The sequence below is a fragment of the Pantoea sp. PGP6 genome (assembly GCF_053474785.1).
On record NZ_JBQBMA010000001.1, the window covers coordinates 2231532 to 2250233 of the forward strand.

The window sequence follows — 18702 nt, forward strand, 5'->3', positions numbered from 1 at the left end:
GTAAAGCTGGCGCACCATGTTCATTTGCGCTAAAATAAAAATCAAATGAACAGAGGGCCGTGCTATGTCAATTGCCATTTATACGCCCGCCAGCAGTCGCCGCAACAGCTCGCTGTTGCATGCGCTGAACCTGCCGGAAACCCTGCCGGATGCGCATCAGCGGATTGCCGTCGGCTTCAGCAGCGGGGTGCTGAAACGCACCGCGTCGTTATCCGCCTTCGATGAAATCTGGCTCTGCCGCCTGGCAGGCATCGATCGCAGTACCTACAACCGCAAAGTCAAAGATCCTCAGCAGACCTTTTCGCCCGATCAGAGCGGACGGATTTACATGCTGATCCGCGTCCTGTCCGCTGCCAGCACGCTGCTGCGTGACGATCCGGCGCGACTGGTGCAGTGGCTGGAGACCCCAGCCAAGGCGCTGGGTGGCAGGAAACCGGCAGAGATGACCACCACCGTTGCCGGGGCGGAAGCGGTGCTCAACCTGATTGGTCAGCTTGAACATGGCGTGATCACCTGATGGCGGCGGTGCGCTTTTTCCGGCTGGTGAAAAGCGAATATGCGATGACCGCCTTTGACGGTTTTGGCGCCCGCACCTACGGCGGCCGCTGGAATTCAGTCGGTATCGGCTGTGTCTATCTTGGATCAAGCCGGGCGCTGTGCGTGCTGGAGGCGCTGGTGCATCTCAGCATTCAGGATCTGGCGCACGACTATTCGATGCTGTCGATCAGCGTTCCTGAAACGCTGATCACCGAGCTGTCGCTGGCGGCGCTCCCCGCCGACTGGCAGACCGATCCCGCACCGCCATCGACCCGGGAGATTGGGGATGGCTGGCTCGCCAGCGCCGATCACGGGCTGATCCTCAAGGTTCCGAGTACCCTGACCGGAGAGTGGAACGCGCTATTTAATCCCGCGCATCCGGCCGCCGCTGCGATTATCAGCAACGTGGTGGTCGAGCCTTTTTTCTTTGATCCACGCTTCAGGCTGCAATAGCTGCTGGCCCGACAGCGCCGCAGGTCAGCCGGCAGCCTTCGATTCTGAAATAGCCTGTGCCGCACAAATCAGTGCCAGATGACTGAGGCCCTGCGGCATATTCCCGCGCCAGCTCTGACTGCGGACATCAAACATTTCGTTAAAAATATCCACGTTGCCGTGCTGATCGAGCGTCGCGAGGATCTGCTGCATCGTCTGTTCCGCCTGGTCGACGTCGCCCATTTCCGCCCAGGCTTCCGCCAGCCAGAACGCGCAGGCGAGGAAGGTACTCTCTTCAACCTCGACGCCACTGTAGCGATAGAGCATGGCGCTGCCGTTGCCCAGCGCCTGATGAATAGCGCGATAGGTTGACAGCATCCGCTGTGGATTGACCGCGTTGCCGTAGCTGTGGACCAGCGCCAGCGAGGCGTCGAGACGGTCCTCACTGCCGACATAAAACAGATAAGCCTGTTTCTGTTCGGACCAGCAGTGCGTCTCAATCCAGTCACGAATGCGGTCACGTTCCCGTTGCCAGCGGCCGAGCCAGGTAGGTTCGATGTGCTGGTTTTCGGCCAGCGCGACCGCCCGGTCCAGCGCCACCCAGCAGGCCATTTTAGAATGGGTATAGTGCTGCAGGTCCGGCAACTCCCAGATACCGCAATCCTTTTGCCGCCAGTGATCGGCACAGCAGTTAGCCAGCTCACCCAGCATGCGCGAGGTGGTGATATCCAGCACGTGGCCGGCCTCGATAAACAGCTGCGCGGTGGCCAGCATATCGCCATACATGCTGAGCTGTATCTGATCACGGGCATTATTGCCGACCCGCACCGGCTGGGAATCCTGATAGCCGCTTAACGGCGGAAAACGTTCTTCCGGCACTTCATCGCCATTCAGCGCATAGCAGGCGCGCAGCCTGACGCCGTGCCGCAGGATGGTCTGCGACAACCACGAAAAGGCCGCTTTACAATCTTCCAGTGCCCCGAGATAGACGAAGGCTTTAATGATCAGGCAGGCGTCCCGCACCCAGGCGTAGCGATAATCATAATTCTTCTCGCCGCCGATCCCTTCCGGCAGCGAGGTGGTGGCTGCGGCCGCCAGCGCACCGGTCGGTGAGTACCAGAGAAACTTCAGTGACAGGGCAGAGCGCTTTACCAGCGCCGGATAGCTGCCGTCATAGCTCAGGCTCTCCACCCAGCTGGTCCAGCCGGTGTGGCTGGTTTCGATTCGCTGATCGATGGCGGACAGCTCAGGGACAGCCAGCGGCTCGTTCTCGGTGATCAGCAGTGCGCAGAGTGAGCGCGAACCGGCCGAAGTCCGCAGCGTGGCGCAGACCTGCTCATCATCCAGCAGCGTGATGTGGATATCGTCGCTGGTACGGAACATCGCCATCACGTCGGCGATGTGGAACACCTTGCCTTTTTCGGTGTCGGCAATCCACGGCGAACGGGTTTCAGCGGCGGTGCCGAATCGCAGGATAATCTGCAACTCCACTTCGCCGCTGACTCCTTCAATCCGGCGCGCCAGTTCGCCCCACGGCAATCTTCCCGCCAGCGTACTGTTGATCGATTCGGTCAGCAGCACGCTGCCGCTGTCGGTGTCAAAACGGGTTTCCAGCACGTTGCTGTTATCGCGATAGCGCCGCGTCACCCGATAGGGATCGCGCGGCACGATTTGAAAGAAGCCGCCGATACCGGCATCCAGCAGGCGGTCAAACAGCGGTTTAGCATCCAGGTTCGGGGCGCACCACCAGTCGATCGCGCCATCCGGCGCAATCAGCGCCACTGAACGCCCCTCGCCAATGGCGGCATAATCACCCAGACCCGCAAAGCCATTGTCTCGGGCAGGCTGATGGAAGATCTGGTTTTCCATGGTTTTCTTCCTTGTTTCACTGTGACGACTGACAAATCGGGCGCAGGCAGGACAAAAAAGTGGCCGCATTATGCGGCCACCGGGGAAGGTGATTACAGGGTGCCGGTGCCGCCATCGGAGCACCAGACCTGACCGGAGGAGTAACTGCTCTCCGTCGAGGCCAGCGTGACGTAGAGCGGAGCGATTTCGACCGGCTGGCCAGGGCGGCCCATCGGTGAATCGGCACCAAACTGCTTCACTTTTTCCTGTGGCTGGCCGCCGCTGGATTGCAGCACGGTCCAGTATGGGCCAGGCGCGACCGCGTTAACCCGGATGCCTTCGCCGCCCAGCTGTTTCGCCAGTGACTTGGTAAAGGCAACAATCGCCGCTTTGGTCTGGGCATAATCCAGCAGAATATCGCTGGGTTTAAAGGCCTGCACCGACGAGGTATTAATAATCGACGCGCCGCGTGGCAGATATTCCAGCGCCGCTTTGGTGATCCAGAACATGGCATAAACGTTGGTTTTAAACGTCGCGTCAAAATCTTCGGTACTCAGGGTACGGATGGACTCATTAAACTGCTGGCGTCCGGCGTTATTAACCAGAATATCCAGGCCGCCTAATTTATCCACCGCCTGTTTCACCAGCTGCTGACAAAATTCTTCAGAACGAATATCACCCGGAATAGCGAAGACTTTACGGCCTTCCGCTTCGATTAATTTAATCACTTCATCGGCGTCGGGCTGTTCTTCTGGCAGATAGTTGATCACTACATCCGCACCTTCGCGGGCATAAGCGATGGCCACCGCACGGCCAATACCGGAATCGCCGCCGGTAATCAGCGCTTTACGTCCGGTCAGCCGGCCGGTACCGCGGTAGCTGGTTTCGCCGTGATCGGGAACCGGGATCATTTTGCTGGCTAAGCCAGGTGCCTGTTGCGGTTGTTCCTCAAAAGGAGGCTTAGGAAATTGATCGAGATCGAGCGTCTTGTTCGTTGGTATCGTCATTGTAAGCTCCTTGAACGTCATTATCTGAGTGATTAAGCCTGGCACAAATGTGATATTTGTCACATCTGACTGCTTATTCATTGAGCAGTGAAGCGCCGGACAAATTAATAATGCTGATCAAGGATAGACAGAAAATCGGGATGCTGCGCCGCCGCAGGGTGATAATTTGCGGCAATCAGTCGGCTTATTTAAAGCGAAGCGTAAAGCAGGGAAAGGACTATTTTAGTGGCACAAACGCAGCGGCGATAAAATTAAATCGGGCGGTTTACCCGCCGCGTACTGAACCCCGCCAGACCACATCAGCCTGATATATCCGCCGATCGCTTTGCTGTTCGGCGGCGGGCTGTAATTCATCCTGCTGCGCCTCGGTTTCGGTCAGCCAGCGTATCGCGTCACGGGCAAACTGTTCCACCGGCTGGGCAAAAGTGGTGAGGTTGTAGGAGGACCAGCCCGATTGCGGAATATTGTCGTGGCCGACGATGCACAGATCCTCCGGAATGCGCAGCGCAAAGCGGTGGCGTGCCTCATCCATAAAGCCACACGCCAGTAAATCGGTGGCGCAGAACACCGCGTCAGGCCGGATTTTGCGGGTCAGCAGCCGCTGCGCCAGGATCTGACCGCTTTCATAGGAGGTCGAGCCAAAGTGCTCAACCTGAACGCTGACTCCGGCTCTCTCCGCCGCCGCCAGAAAATCCCGCTCGCGTTTCAGCAGGCTCGGGGTGCCGGCCAGTGAATTAACAAACGCGATGCGCTGACAGCCGGCACGGACAAAGGCATTGACCGCCATCTCGGCTGCCGGACGCGAGTCGAGATTAATGCTGAGGGAGCCGGGCAGGGACTCATCACGGTTAATCAGCACCAGATGCTGGCCGTGTTTGTAACAGAGCCGGGTTATCGCGCTGTCAGGCATACCGGAGAGGATGATTGACGCATCGGCGCGGAAGTTAATCGCCTGCTGTAAGGCGGCAGAGACCCGTTCATCTGAGCGGTCGGTATTAATCAGCATCGCTACTTTTCCCGCTTCCTGCAGATACTGTGTCATCCAGCGAACCAGGCTGGCGCGGTAAGGCGTATCCACTTCAGAAGCGATCAGGCAGACAATGCCGCTGCGGTTGCGTACCAGCCCGCGCGCCAGATGATTAACGTGATAGCCCAGCTCTTCGGCGGCTTTCATCACCCGCGCCCGCGTGGCATCCGACACGCTGGCACCCGGCGTAAAGGTGCGCGACACCGCAGAGCGGGAGACGCCCGCCCGGTCAGCGACATCCTGCGCACTGACGACTGCCTTAAGTTGATGCATGGTTTTCTCCGCTGCTGCCGTTATCCGCTTTGAGTCTGCCTGAAGTTGCAAGGCTGTGCAAAAGGTATTGGCGATAAAATGTACCAAATTTGTGACAGCACCTTACAATTGCTTAACATGCTGATTGACACGTCCTGAGGGTCGCCTTACTACTTTGCACAGCAGTGCAAAAAAGCGCGATCAGGCGCAATCCCCGCCTTCAAGGAGAACACCATGCGTTACTCATCTCTGCTCGCTGCGGTTATCGTCAGTTGTCCGGCCTTACCGTTTGCGGCGGCTGCGGCCGGTAATCTCAACATGATCTGCTCTGCGGATGTGGTGGTCTGTGAACAGATGACCCGCCAGTTCAGCACGTCTCATCCCGACATCAATCTCAGCATGGTGCGGCTGTCAGCCGGGGAGGCCTATGCACGTATCCGCAGCGAGGCGCGCAATCCGCGGACCGATATCTGGTGGGCCGGCACCGGTGATCCGCATATGCAGGCCGCCGAAGAGGGCTTAACTCAGGTATATAAATCGCCGCTGCTCGACCAGCAGCAGCCGTGGTCGCAAAAAGTGGCGGAGATCTCCGGTTACCGTACCGTGGGCGTTTATGCCGGTGCGCTGGGCTGGGGTTACAACACCCGACTGCTGGCGGAGAAAAAGCTGAAGGTACCGGCCTGCTGGGCCGATCTGCTCGATCCGGGCTTTAAAGGTGAAATCCAGATTGCCAATCCGAACTCCTCCGGCACCGCCTATAACACCCTGGCGACGCTGGTGCAGATCATGGGTGAAGACCAGGCTTTTGATTACCTGAAAAAACTCAACGCCAACGTTTCGCAATACACCAAGTCGGGTTCAGCGCCGGTGAAAGCCGCTGCCCGCGGCGAAACCACCCTCGGCATCGTCTTTATGCACGATGCGGTTGCGATGGAGGTCGATGGCTTCCCGATCAAACCGGTCGCCCCCTGTGAAGGCACCGGCTATGAGATTGGTTCCATGTCGATCATTAAAGGGGCGCGTAACCTGGCGAATGCCAAAAGCTGGTACGACTGGGCGCTGAGTGCCGACGCGCAGTCGCACATGAAAGAGGCGAAATCGTTCCAGCTGCCGTCGAACCGCAAGGCGGAGATCTCCGAATACGCGCCACGCTTTGAGAATATCAAGCTGATCGATTACGACTTCAAAACCTACGGTGACGCGGCGAAACGCAAAGCGCTGCTCGGACGCTGGGATAAAGAGATCGGTGCCAGCGCACAATAAAACTGATTTCCGTCCGGCGCAGTGATGCCGGGTCCATGCTGAAACGCGGTGGCGCAAGCCTGGTGTCCGCAGCAGATCGAGGTGATTCATGAATGCGCACAATCGCCGCTTAACCGGCGCGTTAGTTGCCGGCGCGCTGGCCCTGATGGTGTTGCCCTGGTACAGCCTGGAGCAGGGGTTCTTCTCTGGCCACTGGCTGATCAGCTTATGGCAGGATGAGAATAGCGCGCCAGCACTGTGGCAACTGATGCAGCACGGCTGGCTGACTGTCGCCGTAGCGCTGTGGCTCGCTTCTGCCGCCTGCCTCTTGCTGCCACCGGGGCGTATCCGTAGCGGCCTGCTGCTGCTGCTCAGCGTCTGCGGCATTCTGTTCCTGGTGCTGGAAGGGCATGCCATCGGGTTTAGCGGCTGGAACTGGCGGTGGCTGGAGAACCTGGCCGGCCCGCTCGCGCTGGGCCAGCCGGCGATGGGCGCGGGCGCGTTACTGCTGCTGACGGTTTTCCTGCTGATTTTTTCCTTTGCGCTGGCCGAACGCGGCGTGCTGAAAGGCGATGCGTTTGTGGTGTCGGCGATCGTACTGCTGGTAGCACTGGTGACCACCTTTGTGCTCTATCCGGTACTGAGCCTGTTTGTCGCCTCGGTGCAGGACATCGATGGCAGCTTTAAGCCGGATGGTCTGATCGCCAATCTGCAGGACCCGGCTATCTGGAGCGTCGCCTGTGTGACCGGCGGCACCTGCGGGACGGCGTGGCGCACGCTGGGACTGGCGCTGATGACCGCCAGCGGCTCGACGCTGCTGGGACTGGCGTTTGCGCTGGCGGCGACCCGCACCTCGCTGCCGTGCAAAAAAGCGCTGCGGATGCTGACTATCCTGCCAATCATTACGCCGCCGTTTGTTATCGGGCTGGCGCTGATTCTGCTGTTTGGCCGTTCTGGCGTGATCACCACCTCGCTGGCGACGCTGTTTGGCGTCGAGCCGGGCCGCTGGCTGTATGGCCTGACCGGCATCTGGATCGCCCAGGTGCTCTCTTTTACGCCGATTGCGTTTCTGGTGCTGATTGGGGTGGTTGAGGGCGTCAGCCCGTCGCTGGAAGAGGCGTCTCAGACCCTGCGCGCCAGCCGCTGGCGTACTTTCTCGCGTATCTCCCTGCCGCTGATGGCACCCGGACTGGCTAACGCCTTTCTGATCAGCTTTATCGAAAGCATGGCGGACTTCGGCAACCCGATGGTGCTGGGCGGCAGTCACGGCGTGCTGTCGACCGAAATCTTCTTCTCGGTGGTCGGCGCGCAGAACGATCCAAGCCGTGCGGCGGTGCTGGCGATGATCCTGCTGGGCTTCACGCTGGCGGCGTTTCTGCTGCAGCGGGTCTGGCTGTCGGGCAAAAGCTTCGCCACGGTAACCGGCAAAGGCGACGGCGGTCGTCACGTGCAGCTGCCGCGTCCGGTGCGCTACAGCGTTTATGGCCTGGTGATCCCGTGGGGACTGTTTACCCTGGTGATCTACGGCATGATCATGATTGGCGGCTTTGTGCAGTCGTGGGGGCTGAATAACGCGCTGACGCTCGACCACTATATCCGCGCCTTTAGCGTCAGCCTGAATCAGGGACAGCTGGTGTGGAGCGGCGTCGCCTGGAACTCTTTCTGGACCACGCTGGAGATCGCCCTGATTGCCGCGCCGCTGACTGCGGTGGTTGGCCTGCTGACCGCCTGGCTGATTGTGCGGCAGAAATTTGCCGGACGGCAGACCTTTGAGTTCATGCTGATGCTGAGTTTCGCCATTCCGGGCACCGTGATCGGCGTGAGCTACGTGATGGCGTATAACCTGCCGCCGCTGGAGATCACCGGCACCGCGATGATCCTGATCGCCTGCTTTGTGTTCCGCAATATGCCGGTCGGAGTGCGTGGCGGTATTGCGGCGATGAGCCAGCTTGATAAGAGTCTGGATGAAGCCTCACTGACCCTCGGTGCCAACAGTTTCCGCACCTTACGTAAAGTGGTGCTGCCGCTGCTCAAACCGGCGATCAGCGCCGCGCTGGTCTACGCCTTTGTGCGCGCTATTACCTCAATCAGTGCGGTGATTTTTCTGGTCAGCGCGCAATACAACATGGCGACGTCTTACATCGTCGGGCTGGTGGAGAACGGTGAGTATGGCGTCGCGATTGCCTACTCGTCGGTACTGATCGTGGTGATGTTAGCCATTATCGGTCTGTTCCAGCTGCTGGTGGGTGAACGCCGCCTGCGCCGTGTTACTCAACCAGCGGCCGCGGCCGCTGCTGTCGCCACTCTGACTCAGGAGAGAGCCGTATGACCCCCATCAACGCGGGATCGGTTGTGTTTGAACATGTTGCTAAACACTTTGCCGGTTTTACGGCGCTGCCGGATCTGTCGTTAACCGTCGAGCCTGGCACGCTGGTGACGCTGCTCGGTCCCTCCGGCTGCGGCAAAACCACCACGCTGCGCCTGCTGGCCGGGCTGGAGCATCCTACTGCTGGCCGCATTCTGATCGGCGGTAAAGATGTCACTCATCTGCCGGCCAATGAGCGCGACGTGGCGATGGTGTTTCAGTCATACGCGCTGTTTCCCCATATGAATGCTCTCGACAATATCCTGTATGGGCTGCTGTCGTCGGGGATGAACAAACGGGAGGCGCTGGATCGGGCGCGGGAAGGGCTGAGGCTGGTCGGGCTGGAAAGCCAGGGCGAGCGGCTGCCGTCTGAACTTTCCGGTGGACAGCAGCAGCGTATTGCGGTCGCCCGCGCGCTGGTGCTGGAACCGCAGGTGTTGCTGCTGGATGAGCCGTTGTCGAATCTGGACGAACGTTTACGGCGACGGGTGCGGACGGATATTCGCGATCTGCAACAGCGGCTGGGTTTTACCGCAGTCTATGTGACGCACGACCAGGAAGAGGCGCTGGCGGTCTCCGATAAAATTATTGTCATGAAAGAGGGGGATATTGCGCAGCAGGGCGCGCCGGAAACGCTTTACCATGCGCCCAATTCGGTGTTTATCGCCGACTTTATGGGCGAAGCCAATATTCTGCCGTGCGACGTTGAGCAGGCCGAAGGCGGTGAGGCGCTGATCCGCGTCGGTAACCAGCGCTTCCGGGTGCGTGGCGATGGAGCGAAAACCGGCAGCGGACAGCTGGCGGTGCGGCCGCAGTTTATCACCCTGTCTGGCGACGGTCAGGGTGCCCTGCAGGGTGAGATTATTCACAGCACCTGGCTGGGTGACCATATCGAATATGAAGTGACTACCGAACTGGGATCGCTGTTCATCATCGATCCCCACATGGAACAGCGTCTGCCGCTGGCCGCCCGGGTCGGCGTTAACTTCAAGCCGCAGGGTCTGGCCCTGATTGCCCGCTAAACTGCTTAACCGCAAGGAGTCTCAATGGAACTGCACGATGAAATGATGTCGCGTCTGGCGCTGGCTGAAGCTGTCGCCCGCGCTGGCGGTGCCACGGCCTTATCTTACTTTTCCCGCCGCGACACGCTGGTGGTGGAAACCAAATATGATCTGCAGGATGTGGTGTCGATTGCCGATCGCGAAGTAGAACAGACGATCGCCGACCGCATCCGTGAAGCGTTCCCTGATGATGGCTTTCTCGGTGAGGAGAGCGGCCTGCAGCCGGGCCGGAGCGCCTACACCTGGGTGGTCGATCCGATTGATGGCACCAGTCCGTTTCTCAACGGCATGCCAAACTGGTGCGTATCGGTTGCCGTACTGCGCGACGACGTGCCGGTCATCGGGGTGATTTTTGCGCCAACCTTTGAGGAGTGCTATGTGGCAGCGCTGGGTGAGGGCGCTACCCTTAATGGCCGACGCTTGCAGGTCGATCCGGCGCGCACCCTGCAGAATCACGTGACCGGCTTTGGTGCCAACAGCTACGTCAGTCCGCAGCAGGTTGGCGAGATTGTGGCGGCCTTGCTGGCAGCCGGCGGTAACTTTATCCGCATCGGCTCAGGCGCACTGATGCTGGCGTGGGTGGCGGCCGGCCGGGTCGTCGGTTACTACGAACCTTATATGCACGCCTGGGATTGTCTGGCCGGTTACTGTCTGGTGAAGGAGGCGGGCGGTTGGGTACATCCGTTTAACACCGACGGCGATCGCATCACCAAAGGGGCGCAGGTGCTGGCGGTGGCTCCTGGTGCCGAAGCAGATTTGCGTCGCATCGCCGGTCTGTGACCCTGTCACGACGCGCAGGTCAGTACAGCCACCTCAGCGTCGTGACCTTTAGCCCTTCAGCGTTTTGGTCAGGTAGTAACGCTGCATACCGGTTTGCGGAAAGTCGGGCAGGGACATCTGCTGTTGATAACCCTGTTTCAGATAAAACGGCAGCGCCTGAAAACTGAAGGTATCTACCAGCGCCTGCTGACAGCCGTAAGCTATCGCCTGCTGTTCTGCTGCCCGCAGTAAGGCACTGCCCAGACCGGTGCCGCGCAGCGTATCGTCCACCCACAGATAATCGATACAGAGCCAGTTCCCCTTACGTGAGGCCATTACGCCACCCCGCAACTTACCGTCTGCGTCATGATCAAATACCGCCAGCGGTCCCCGGTTTTCACTGCCGATAAACTGCCGGTTGTAACTGCCGAGCCCGGCAAATAACGCCTCCCGGTCTTTGTCCTCTGGCTGCTCCGTCACGGTAAAACCCGCGCTTAATCTCATGATTTTTCTCCTGTTATGCGACGCCACGAGGTTGAATATCCGCGTAAAGGGATAATAGATCATTTATCCCTTGAAAGGTATAAATAGTTATTTATCCCCGATCGGGTATAATGCATCGATTATCCTCTTTCGGGGATAATCGGAATGCGCTATGCTGATCGTCTGCCGACCCCGGAGGAACAGAGACCATGATATACAGTCCGCTGCAGCTGGCTAACCGGCTGAAACTTATCCGTCAGCGTAATGGCTGGACCCAGAGCGAGCTGGCCAAAAAGGTTGGCCTGAAACAGGCGACCATTTCGCATTTTGAAAATGCGCCGGACAACACCTCGCTGGCGACGCTGTTTAAGCTGTTACAGTCGCTGGAGCTGAGTCTTGAGGTGCAGGAGAAAACGGCCGCCGCACCGCCACCGATCAATGACGAGGATGACTGGTAATGCAGAAGCTGATTGCGTGGATGAACGGCGAGCGGGTCGGCGTGCTGACCCGTCAGCGCAACGGTGCGCACGAATTTCAGTACGACAAAGCGTGGCTGAACAATCCGCTCGCCAGGCCGCTGTCACTCTCGATGCCGTTGCAGGTTCCGGCCATCACCTCCCACGCGGTAATTAACTTTTTCGATAATCTGTTGCCGGATAGCCCGTTGATTCGTGACCGGATTGTGGCGCGCTACCAGATAAAATCCCGTCAGCCGTTTGATCTGTTGCAGGAAGTGGGACGTGACAGCGTCGGTGCGACCATGCTGTTGCCGCCTGAGATGCCGCTGCCGCCGTTACAGGTGCGCTATGAGCTGCTGGACGAGGCGCGTCTGGAAAGCGTGCTGTCAGCCTATCAGTCCGACATTCCGCTCGGGATGCTGCGTGAAGAGACCGACTTTCGTATTTCGGTGGCGGGCGCGCAGGAGAAAACGGCGCTGCTGCACACTGAGCAGGGCTGGAGCATTCCTGCGGGAGCCACGCCAACGTCACACATTATCAAACTGCCGATCGGGGAAATTAAGCAGCCGACGGCGACGCTGGACATGCGGGAAAGCGTTGAAAATGAGTATCTCTGTCTGGCGCTGGCCAGAGCGCTGGGAATGAAGGTGCCTGAAGCAACCCTTATCCGCGCCGGCGCGATGCGTGCGCTGGCCGTCGAGCGCTTCGACCGGCGCTGGTCACGCGACAGAAGCCGGCTTATTCGTCTGCCACAGGAGGATTTCTGTCAGGCGCTGGGGCTGCCGTCATCGACGAAATATGAGTCTGACGGCGGGCCGGGCATTGCGGAGATTATGCAGTTGCTGATGGGATCGAGTAACGCAATAGAGGATCGTTATCACTTCATGATGTTCCAGGTGTTTCAGTGGCTGATTGGGGCGACTGACGGCCACGCCAAGAACTTCTCGCTGTTTATTGAGCGCGGCGGCAGCTTCCGGCTGACCCCCTTCTACGATGTGATTTCCGCCTATCCGGTACTGGGCGGCACCGGCCTGAATAAGCGGGCGCTGAAGCTGGCGATGGGGCTGCGGGCCAGTAAAGGCAAAAAAACCGAAATCGATAAGATATTCCCGCGTCATTTCTTCGCCACTGCAAAAAGCGTCAATTTTGATAGCGGTAGCCTGCAACAGATCTTCGACTTCTTTATCCGCGCTTTTCCACCAGCGGTTATCGCGGTGCGTGATGCGTTGCCCGCTGGATTTCCGCAGCACATTGCCGATGCCATTTTCAGTCATTCACTGATTATGCTGGAGCGGTTACGGCAGAAAGATTGAGGCAGGCAGCAACAGACTGGCCCGGCAACGGCCAGACTGCTGTTTTCCTGTTTAACCGGAGTCTGTTATGAATCGCGCTCGCTACGCACTGGAATCGATCCCGTCGCCACCCACTTTTCCCGGCGTGGCCAGTCACGTGATGGCGGATGAAACCCTGCATCACCGGCTGGCGGCGATTGTTCAGCGCATGAAACAGCATCAGATTGCGCAGCTGATCATCTATGCGGATAAAGAGCACGGCAGTAACTTTGAGTATCTGGCGGGCTTTATTCCGCGCTTCGAAGAGGCGCTGCTGGTGGTTAATCAGCAGGGCGAACTGGCCTACATCATGGGCAACGAAAACCTCAAGCTGGTGCCCTTTGCCCGTAATCCCGGCAGATGTCTGCACGCGGCACTCTTTTCGCTGCCTAATCAGCCGATGAGTGGTGAGACATCGCTGTCCCGGCTGCTGAGCCAGGCGGGGATCGTCGCGGGGACGCGCACCGGGCTGGTGGGCTGGAAGTTGTTCAGCCGCGCACAGCAGACCCTGTTTGATCTGCCGCAGTTTATCTGCGCGGCGGCGGCCGACGCGGCAGGTGGCGTCTCGCAGCTGGTAAATGCCACCGGGCTGTTTATCTCACCCGATGAGGGAGTTCGCTGCATTAACAGCGCCGATGAGGTGGCATTTTACGAGGCGGGAGCGAATCGTGCCTCAACCGCCATGCTGGCGGCGCTGAACAGCGTGACGGCAGGCGTAAGCGAGAAGCACATTGGCGCGCGTCTTAATGCCGACGGCCAGCCAAATAGCGTGATGACCATTGCCGCCACCGGCGATCGCTTTGCTAAGGCACAGCTTTATCCCAGCGACAAAACGATTAAGGTCGGCGATAAGCTGTCATTAACCGTTGGCTATAAAGGCGGGTTAAGCAGCCGCGCTGCTTATGTAGTCAGTCAGGCGTCTAAGTTACCCTGTCACGTTTCAGACTGGCTGCCCCGGCTGGCGATCCCGTATTATCACGCGGTGGTCAGCTGGCTGGAGCAGTTACGCATCGGCATCACCGGTGGCGAACTGTATGCGTTAATCGAAGCGGCATTACCCAAAGCGCAGTATGGCTGGCACCTTAATCCGGGGCATCTGGTGGCTGACGAAGAGTGGCTAAGTTCGCCGATCTGGCCCGATTCAGCCATCCCCCTGAAAAGCGGCATGCTGTTGCAGATCGACATTATTCCTTCGGTAGCCGGCTACGGCGGATGCAGTATTGAGGACACCGTCGGTCTGGCGGATGCGGCGTTGCGTGCCCAGCTGGCGGCTGAATTCCCGGCGGTCTGGCAGCGGATGACCGAGCGCAAAGCCTGGCTGAGCGACGTCCTGCGGCTGAAACTGGCCGATGAGGTGATCCTGCTGTCGAACACCGTAGGCTATCTGCGTCCGTTTTTACTGGATCAACAGCGGGCACTGGTGCGGCAACCGCTGAGCGACGGGGTTTAAAAAAACGCGGTCGGCTGTTAGGTTAATCACTCATTAACCCCGAATAAAGGTCAGGAGCCGTGATGTCCGATATCGTGCATTTCCCGCTGTTTGTTGCTTCCGTTGTGCTGCTTTGTATTACGCCGGGTCCCGATCTGGCCTATGTGGTGGGACAAAGCGTTGCCAGGGGACGACGTGCCGGTATCCTGTCAGCCGCCGGGGTTGCGCTGGGCAGTTGTACCCATGCCGTTGTCAGTGCGCTCGGGCTAACTGCGCTGATTGCCGCCTCGCCGCTGCTGTTCACGCTGATTAAGTATCTCGGGGCGGCATACCTGATCTACCTTGGAGCCAGAATGATCGGGTCAACCTTTATCGCATCCGCAGCAGCGGAGACCGCGCCGCCGCCGCGCGCACTGACCGGCACCCGCTTACTGCTGCTGCGCGGTTTCATCACCTCAATCACCAATCCCAAAGTGCTGCTGTTTTTTATCGCCTTCTTCCCGCAGTTTGTGGTGATCGGCAGTCAGTATCACGCCAGCGCCTTCCTGCTGCTGGGGATGACCTATGCGCTGATCGGCCTGATGACCGACGTGATGTTTGCGCTGCTGGCGGGTGGGGCCGCAGGCGCGGTGGCGAACAATAAGAGGTTACAGAAAGTGCTGGATCGGCTGGTCGGTGCCACCTTTATCGGCCTGGGGATCCGTCTGGCGCTGACCCGTCGCTGAGCCAAATCTGACGCTGCCGGCCCGGTCAGCCGCAGCCTGAACCGGTCAGGGATGGCCGGTAATAATTTGTATAATTTAACTGAGAGTAAAACGCTGACGCTTCTGTCAGGATACGCGCCACAGAAGTATTTCGGTCCTCTCATTCGATGAAATGGTTTACCAAAAACGCGGTTTTGTTTGCCTGCAAAACCTCCCTGGCCGCGTTTATCGCGTTATCAGTTGCTCTGATCCTTAACTTTGAAAAACCTGCCTGGGCGCTGACCACCGTTTTTGTCACATCCCAGCTTTATGCCGCTTCAACCGTCTCGAAATCGCTGTTCCGTCTGATCGGAACCGTGCTGGGAGGGGTGTTTATCCTGCTGATCTATCCGGAAACGGTGCAGTCGCCACTGCTGTTCAGCCTGTGCGTCTCGCTGTGGGTGACGTTTTGCCTCTATCTGTCGCTGCATGACCGCACGCCCAAAAGCTACGTCTTCATGCTGGCAGGCTATAGCGCGGCGATCATGGGTTTTCCGGAGGTGAACACGCCGTCGGCGATTACCAATACGGTGATTTCGCGTATCGAGGAGATCACCCTTGGCATTTTGTGCAGCACGCTGGTACACCGGCTGGTTTTTCCGGTATCGATGCACCATCTGCTCGGGCAGAGCGTCGACCGCTGGTTTCAGAATGCGCGTAAATTGTGTAATGAGCTGGTCAGCGGCATGGCGAACAACAAGTCCCTCGAGCGGGAAGATATTCTGATCCAGATGGCGGGCTATCCGCTGAATGTCGAAACGCTGCTGACGCACTGTGTTTATGAAGGGGAAGCGGCGCGCAATGTGATCCGTCTGGTCAGCGTGCAGTATCAGCATCTGACCTACCTGCTGCCGACGCTGACGGCGATTGAATCGCGGCTTGGGGTGCTGGCAGAACTGAATATACGCTTTCCGCTGTGTGTCACCTCGGTGTTCCAGCAATTTCTGCTGTGGCTCAATCATGATCGGGTTAACGATATCGAAGGATTGCGTAACGCCATCGCTGCGGGTCAGGCGACGCTGGAAGCGGACTGGCAGGCGGGAAAGCTGGCTACTGAAGAGAGCCTGCTGCTGATTGGCTTACTGGAGCGGCTGGCTAACTTTGTCCGTATCGCCGATGCGTATCAGAACGTCAGCGCCCGAGCCGGCGATCTCTACAGTCATGGCGACGGGGCGGCGATCAGGAACATCCGCGAGCATCGCCACATTGATAACGGACTGCTGAGCCTGTCGGTGCTGACAGCCTTTCTGGCGACCTTTCTTTCCAGTCTGTTCTGGATTGGCAGCGGCTGGGCCGATGGGGCCAATGCACCGCTGATGGCGGCGATTATCAGTTCGTTTTTTGCCGGGGTGGATTCGCCGGTTACGCCGATGAAGCTGTTCGTTAAAGGGGTGATGATTGCGCTGGTGGTCAGCCTGTTTTATATCGCGTTTCTGATCCCGCAGGCCAACACCCTGCAGGCGTTAATGATCTGCCTGCTGCCGGGGCTGATGCTGCTGAGCCTGGTGATTGCCAATCCGACCACCAATCTGATAGGTCTGAGCGTGGCGATCCAGATTCCAGGCTTTATCGGGCTGAGTCACCACTATGTGCCCGATCTGATCGTCACCCTGAACGCCGCAATCTCGTCGCTGGTGGGGATCATGTTTGCGGTGGTGCTGACGGCGCTGATCCGCAATAAGCGTCCCTCGTGGATTGCCCGCAGGGCGGTGCTGCGGGGGCTGCGCGACCTGCTGAGCTTTATTAAAAAGGTCGAACGCAATTCCGCCACGCTGTTATCACGCCAGCAGTTTATTGCGCGCATGCTGGACCGGGTGAACATTATTCTGCCGCGTAAACGGCTCGATCCGGTGCCGGATATCGTGGTCGGTGGCTATCTGATCAGTGAAACCTGGCTCGGCGCTAACTGCTATGACTTTTATGCCCGCTATCGGGAGGTGCTGGAGGCGCACCGCATCGACAGCGGCCAGATGTTCCACGAACTGGGTCTCTATCTGAAGCGTAAAATGAAGTCGCTTCAGCTGCTGCCGCATCAGGATCTGCTGGAGGAGCTGGATCAGCTGCTGCTCCGGCTGGAGAAGATTGCGCTGCAGGAGAGTGCGGCGGTAGCTCCGCTGGTTCACCTGTTTAACATTCGCGTCTCGCTGTTCCCGCAACAGCGCTGGCCGGGCTGAGTGTGCTATAAAGGTTGCCGCGCTATTTCAGGGGGAGAAAAACCGATCTCAGCCTGCTTACGCCGCTATCGGTTGTTCAGATTTTGCGATAAGGCAGGAATATCGCCGAGTTCCGCTCCTTTAACCTTCAGGGTAAGTTCGACATTGCGGTGTAAAATAATACTGACCGCCGCCAGTAGCGCCGGCAGGGCAAGAATGTAGAAAATAGCCGACTGTGCCGGGAACACGCCCATCAGCACGCCACCTAAAGACGAACTCAGAATGGCGCCCATCCGGCCGATGCCATGCATCCAGCTGACGCCGGTTGCGCGGATCTCGGTCGGATAGTAGGCCGGCGAATAGACCTGAAGTCCGTTCTGCGCACCGTTGATGCACATGCCGGTGATAAAAATAATCACACCCAACCACACGCCGCTCAGCCCAAGCAAACCCTGGGTGATCAAACAGGCACAGCCGATTAAATAGACCACGCCAATCACCCATCTGGCGTGCAGCTTATCCATTAAGCCGCCAACGATGATGCCGCCGACCGGTCCGCCCAGCTGGAACAGTCCGGCGACAATCGCCGCCTGCTCAAGAGAAATGCCGCCTGAACGCATAATGGTAGGCAGCCAGCCGTTCAGCAGATAAATAACGAACAGCCCCATGAAATAGGTCAGCCAGAGGATTACGGTACCGCGGGCGAAGCCGTGGCGAAACAGCTCTGCAATGGTGCTGTTGCGCTTTACGCCAGGTGAACTCAGGATAAATGCCGTATCCGGGCTAAAATCACCGCCCATTTTATTCAGCAGCGAGGCGATGATTGCGCGTGGCGCTTTACGCACCACCAGGTTAAGCACCGATTCCGGTAACAGCCAGGCAATCACCGGCAGCAGCAGCAGGGGAAGCGCGCCACCAAACACCAGGACCGCAGACCAGTTAAAGCGTGCCAGCAGCCCGGCGGCAATGAATCCACCCAGTCCCGAGCCGATATTAAATCCGCTGAACATCAGGGTAATCATGATGCCTTTGCGGCGCTCGGGCATGTATTCAGACAGCAGCGTCACGCAGTTTGGCATTACCGCGCCCAGCCCCAGACCGGCGATAAAGCGTAATAATGCCATTTGTGTCGGCGAAGCGGCGAAAGCACAGGCGAGGCTGAAGGCTGAGAAGATCAGTACTGACACCAGAATGACCCGCTTGCGGCCAATCCGATCGGACATCGGACCGGCGATCAGCGCGCCGAGCGCCACGCCCGCCATGGCCGCGCCGAGGATCGGGCCCATCGCTGAGCGGCTGATGCCCCAGTGTTCGATCAGCGCCGGCGCGATAAAGCCCATTACGGCTGCATCGTAACCATCAAACATAATGATGATCAGACACAGCACCAGTACGCGCCATTGGAAAGAAGAGACCGGGCGTGCATCAATCCACTGTTTTACATTAATCAGGTTATTCGCTGTCATCGGGTACGCTCTCTGCTTTGCTACCAGCGGCAGCCGTCGTTGTGGTGAGAGAAAGGTAACAATCCGATAACACGGTAAGCGGGGCACCTGACGGTGTCTGTCAAAAAAG

General features: G+C 58.5%; 16 protein-coding genes. 11 read left to right on the top strand and 5 right to left on the bottom strand.

Going from position 1 to position 18702, the window contains the following annotated elements; translation table 11 throughout:
• Positions 1-64: 64 nt before the first annotated feature.
• Positions 65-517: a type II RES/Xre toxin-antitoxin system antitoxin gene (parS, locus tag ACLIBF_RS10770; protein ID WP_031376718.1), complete on the top strand. Its 453-nt coding sequence runs from the start codon at positions 65-67 to the stop codon at positions 515-517.
• The gene (locus ACLIBF_RS10775) at positions 517-990 is read left to right on the top strand and encodes an RES family NAD+ phosphorylase (protein WP_031376717.1); all 474 of its coding nucleotides are present in this window, start codon (positions 517-519) and stop codon (positions 988-990) included. Before parS ends, ACLIBF_RS10775 begins: the two co-directional genes overlap by 1 nt.
• A 24-nt stretch (positions 991-1014) precedes the next feature.
• On the opposite strand, the gene ACLIBF_RS10780 is transcribed toward ACLIBF_RS10775, so the two are convergent.
• From ACLIBF_RS10780 to ACLIBF_RS10790, 3 genes are all read right to left on the bottom strand, one after another.
• Complete coding sequence (locus ACLIBF_RS10780; protein ID WP_069728325.1) at positions 1015-2838, bottom strand: glycoside hydrolase family 15 protein; 1824 nt, start codon at positions 2836-2838, stop codon at positions 1015-1017.
• A gap of 92 nt (positions 2839-2930) precedes the next feature.
• The gene (locus tag ACLIBF_RS10785) at positions 2931-3824 is read right to left on the bottom strand and encodes an SDR family oxidoreductase (RefSeq protein WP_448309742.1); all 894 of its coding nucleotides are present in this window, start codon (positions 3822-3824) and stop codon (positions 2931-2933) included.
• Between the two features lie 265 nt (positions 3825-4089).
• Positions 4090-5124 (bottom strand): LacI family DNA-binding transcriptional regulator, encoded by a 1035-nt coding sequence (locus ACLIBF_RS10790; protein ID WP_046288311.1) that lies wholly within the window; start codon positions 5122-5124, stop codon positions 4090-4092.
• 213 nt (positions 5125-5337) lie between these two features.
• Between ACLIBF_RS10790 and ACLIBF_RS10795 the strand changes: the two genes are divergently transcribed.
• The 4 genes from ACLIBF_RS10795 (at position 5338) to ACLIBF_RS10810 (ending at position 10551) form a co-directional block, all read left to right on the top strand.
• The gene (locus tag ACLIBF_RS10795) at positions 5338-6366 is read left to right on the top strand and encodes an ABC transporter substrate-binding protein (protein WP_069728324.1); all 1029 of its coding nucleotides are present in this window, start codon (positions 5338-5340) and stop codon (positions 6364-6366) included.
• Positions 6367-6454: 88 nt separating this feature from the next.
• Entirely contained in the window at positions 6455-8674 is a 2220-nt protein-coding gene (locus ACLIBF_RS10800) for an ABC transporter permease (protein WP_279809846.1), read from the top strand.
• Positions 8671-9732 (top strand): ABC transporter ATP-binding protein, encoded by a 1062-nt coding sequence (locus ACLIBF_RS10805; protein WP_279809847.1) that lies wholly within the window; start codon positions 8671-8673, stop codon positions 9730-9732. The genes ACLIBF_RS10800 and ACLIBF_RS10805 overlap by 4 nt, the downstream gene beginning before the upstream one ends.
• Positions 9733-9756: 24 nt before the next feature.
• The gene (locus ACLIBF_RS10810) at positions 9757-10551 is read left to right on the top strand and encodes an inositol monophosphatase family protein (protein WP_279809848.1); all 795 of its coding nucleotides are present in this window, start codon (positions 9757-9759) and stop codon (positions 10549-10551) included.
• 48 nt (positions 10552-10599) lie between these two features.
• Here the strand turns inward: ACLIBF_RS10810 and ACLIBF_RS10815 are convergent, their stop codons facing one another.
• Positions 10600-11034 (bottom strand): GNAT family N-acetyltransferase, encoded by a 435-nt coding sequence (locus ACLIBF_RS10815; protein ID WP_279809849.1) that lies wholly within the window; start codon positions 11032-11034, stop codon positions 10600-10602.
• A 188-nt stretch (positions 11035-11222) separates the two neighbouring features.
• Here ACLIBF_RS10815 and hipB point away from each other — a divergent pair, with 188 nt between their 5' ends.
• From hipB to ACLIBF_RS10840, 5 genes are all read left to right on the top strand, one after another.
• A complete protein-coding gene (hipB, locus tag ACLIBF_RS10820; protein ID WP_031376882.1) occupies positions 11223-11471 on the top strand; it encodes a type II toxin-antitoxin system antitoxin HipB in 249 nt (82 codons plus the stop codon).
• Positions 11471-12784 (top strand): type II toxin-antitoxin system HipA family toxin, encoded by a 1314-nt coding sequence (locus ACLIBF_RS10825; protein ID WP_448309744.1) that lies wholly within the window; start codon positions 11471-11473, stop codon positions 12782-12784. The genes hipB and ACLIBF_RS10825 overlap by 1 nt, the downstream gene beginning before the upstream one ends.
• 67 nt (positions 12785-12851) lie before the next feature.
• Entirely contained in the window at positions 12852-14252 is a 1401-nt protein-coding gene (locus ACLIBF_RS10830) for a M24 family metallopeptidase (protein ID WP_448309746.1), read from the top strand.
• 62 nt (positions 14253-14314) lie between these two features.
• Complete coding sequence (locus tag ACLIBF_RS10835) at positions 14315-14956, top strand: LysE family translocator (RefSeq protein ID WP_279809851.1); 642 nt, start codon at positions 14315-14317, stop codon at positions 14954-14956.
• A 146-nt stretch (positions 14957-15102) separates the two neighbouring features.
• Positions 15103-17148 (top strand): FUSC family protein, encoded by a 2046-nt coding sequence (locus ACLIBF_RS10840; protein WP_031376886.1) that lies wholly within the window; start codon positions 15103-15105, stop codon positions 17146-17148.
• A 65-nt stretch (positions 17149-17213) separates the two neighbouring features.
• Here ACLIBF_RS10840 and ACLIBF_RS10845 read toward each other — a convergent pair whose 3' ends face one another.
• Positions 17214-18593, bottom strand: a complete 1380-nt coding sequence (locus ACLIBF_RS10845) for an MFS transporter (RefSeq protein WP_031376887.1) — start codon at positions 18591-18593, stop codon at positions 17214-17216.
• Between the last annotated feature and the right edge of the window lie 109 nt (positions 18594-18702).

What these genes read in the sequence shown, in the direction of transcription:
- parS (WP_031376718.1), top strand. Translation starts at nt 65, where the DNA reads ATGTCAATTGCCATTTATACGCCCGCCAGCAGTCGCCGCAACAGCTCG.
- ACLIBF_RS10775 (WP_031376717.1), top strand. Translation starts at nt 517, where the DNA reads ATGGCGGCGGTGCGCTTTTTCCGGCTGGTGAAAAGCGAATATGCGATG.
- ACLIBF_RS10780 (WP_069728325.1), bottom strand. Translation starts at nt 2,838, where the DNA reads ATGGAAAACCAGATCTTCCATCAGCCTGCCCGAGACAATGGCTTTGCG.
- ACLIBF_RS10785 (WP_448309742.1), bottom strand. Translation starts at nt 3,824, where the DNA reads ATGACGATACCAACGAACAAGACGCTCGATCTCGATCAATTTCCTAAG.
- ACLIBF_RS10790 (WP_046288311.1), bottom strand. Translation starts at nt 5,124, where the DNA reads ATGCATCAACTTAAGGCAGTCGTCAGTGCGCAGGATGTCGCTGACCGG.
- ACLIBF_RS10795 (WP_069728324.1), top strand. Translation starts at nt 5,338, where the DNA reads ATGCGTTACTCATCTCTGCTCGCTGCGGTTATCGTCAGTTGTCCGGCC.
- ACLIBF_RS10800 (WP_279809846.1), top strand. Translation starts at nt 6,455, where the DNA reads ATGAATGCGCACAATCGCCGCTTAACCGGCGCGTTAGTTGCCGGCGCG.
- ACLIBF_RS10805 (WP_279809847.1), top strand. Translation starts at nt 8,671, where the DNA reads ATGACCCCCATCAACGCGGGATCGGTTGTGTTTGAACATGTTGCTAAA.
- ACLIBF_RS10810 (WP_279809848.1), top strand. Translation starts at nt 9,757, where the DNA reads ATGGAACTGCACGATGAAATGATGTCGCGTCTGGCGCTGGCTGAAGCT.
- ACLIBF_RS10815 (WP_279809849.1), bottom strand. Translation starts at nt 11,034, where the DNA reads ATGAGATTAAGCGCGGGTTTTACCGTGACGGAGCAGCCAGAGGACAAA.
- hipB (WP_031376882.1), top strand. Translation starts at nt 11,223, where the DNA reads ATGATATACAGTCCGCTGCAGCTGGCTAACCGGCTGAAACTTATCCGT.
- ACLIBF_RS10825 (WP_448309744.1), top strand. Translation starts at nt 11,471, where the DNA reads ATGCAGAAGCTGATTGCGTGGATGAACGGCGAGCGGGTCGGCGTGCTG.
- ACLIBF_RS10830 (WP_448309746.1), top strand. Translation starts at nt 12,852, where the DNA reads ATGAATCGCGCTCGCTACGCACTGGAATCGATCCCGTCGCCACCCACT.
- ACLIBF_RS10835 (WP_279809851.1), top strand. Translation starts at nt 14,315, where the DNA reads ATGTCCGATATCGTGCATTTCCCGCTGTTTGTTGCTTCCGTTGTGCTG.
- ACLIBF_RS10840 (WP_031376886.1), top strand. Translation starts at nt 15,103, where the DNA reads ATGAAATGGTTTACCAAAAACGCGGTTTTGTTTGCCTGCAAAACCTCC.
- ACLIBF_RS10845 (WP_031376887.1), bottom strand. Translation starts at nt 18,593, where the DNA reads ATGACAGCGAATAACCTGATTAATGTAAAACAGTGGATTGATGCACGC.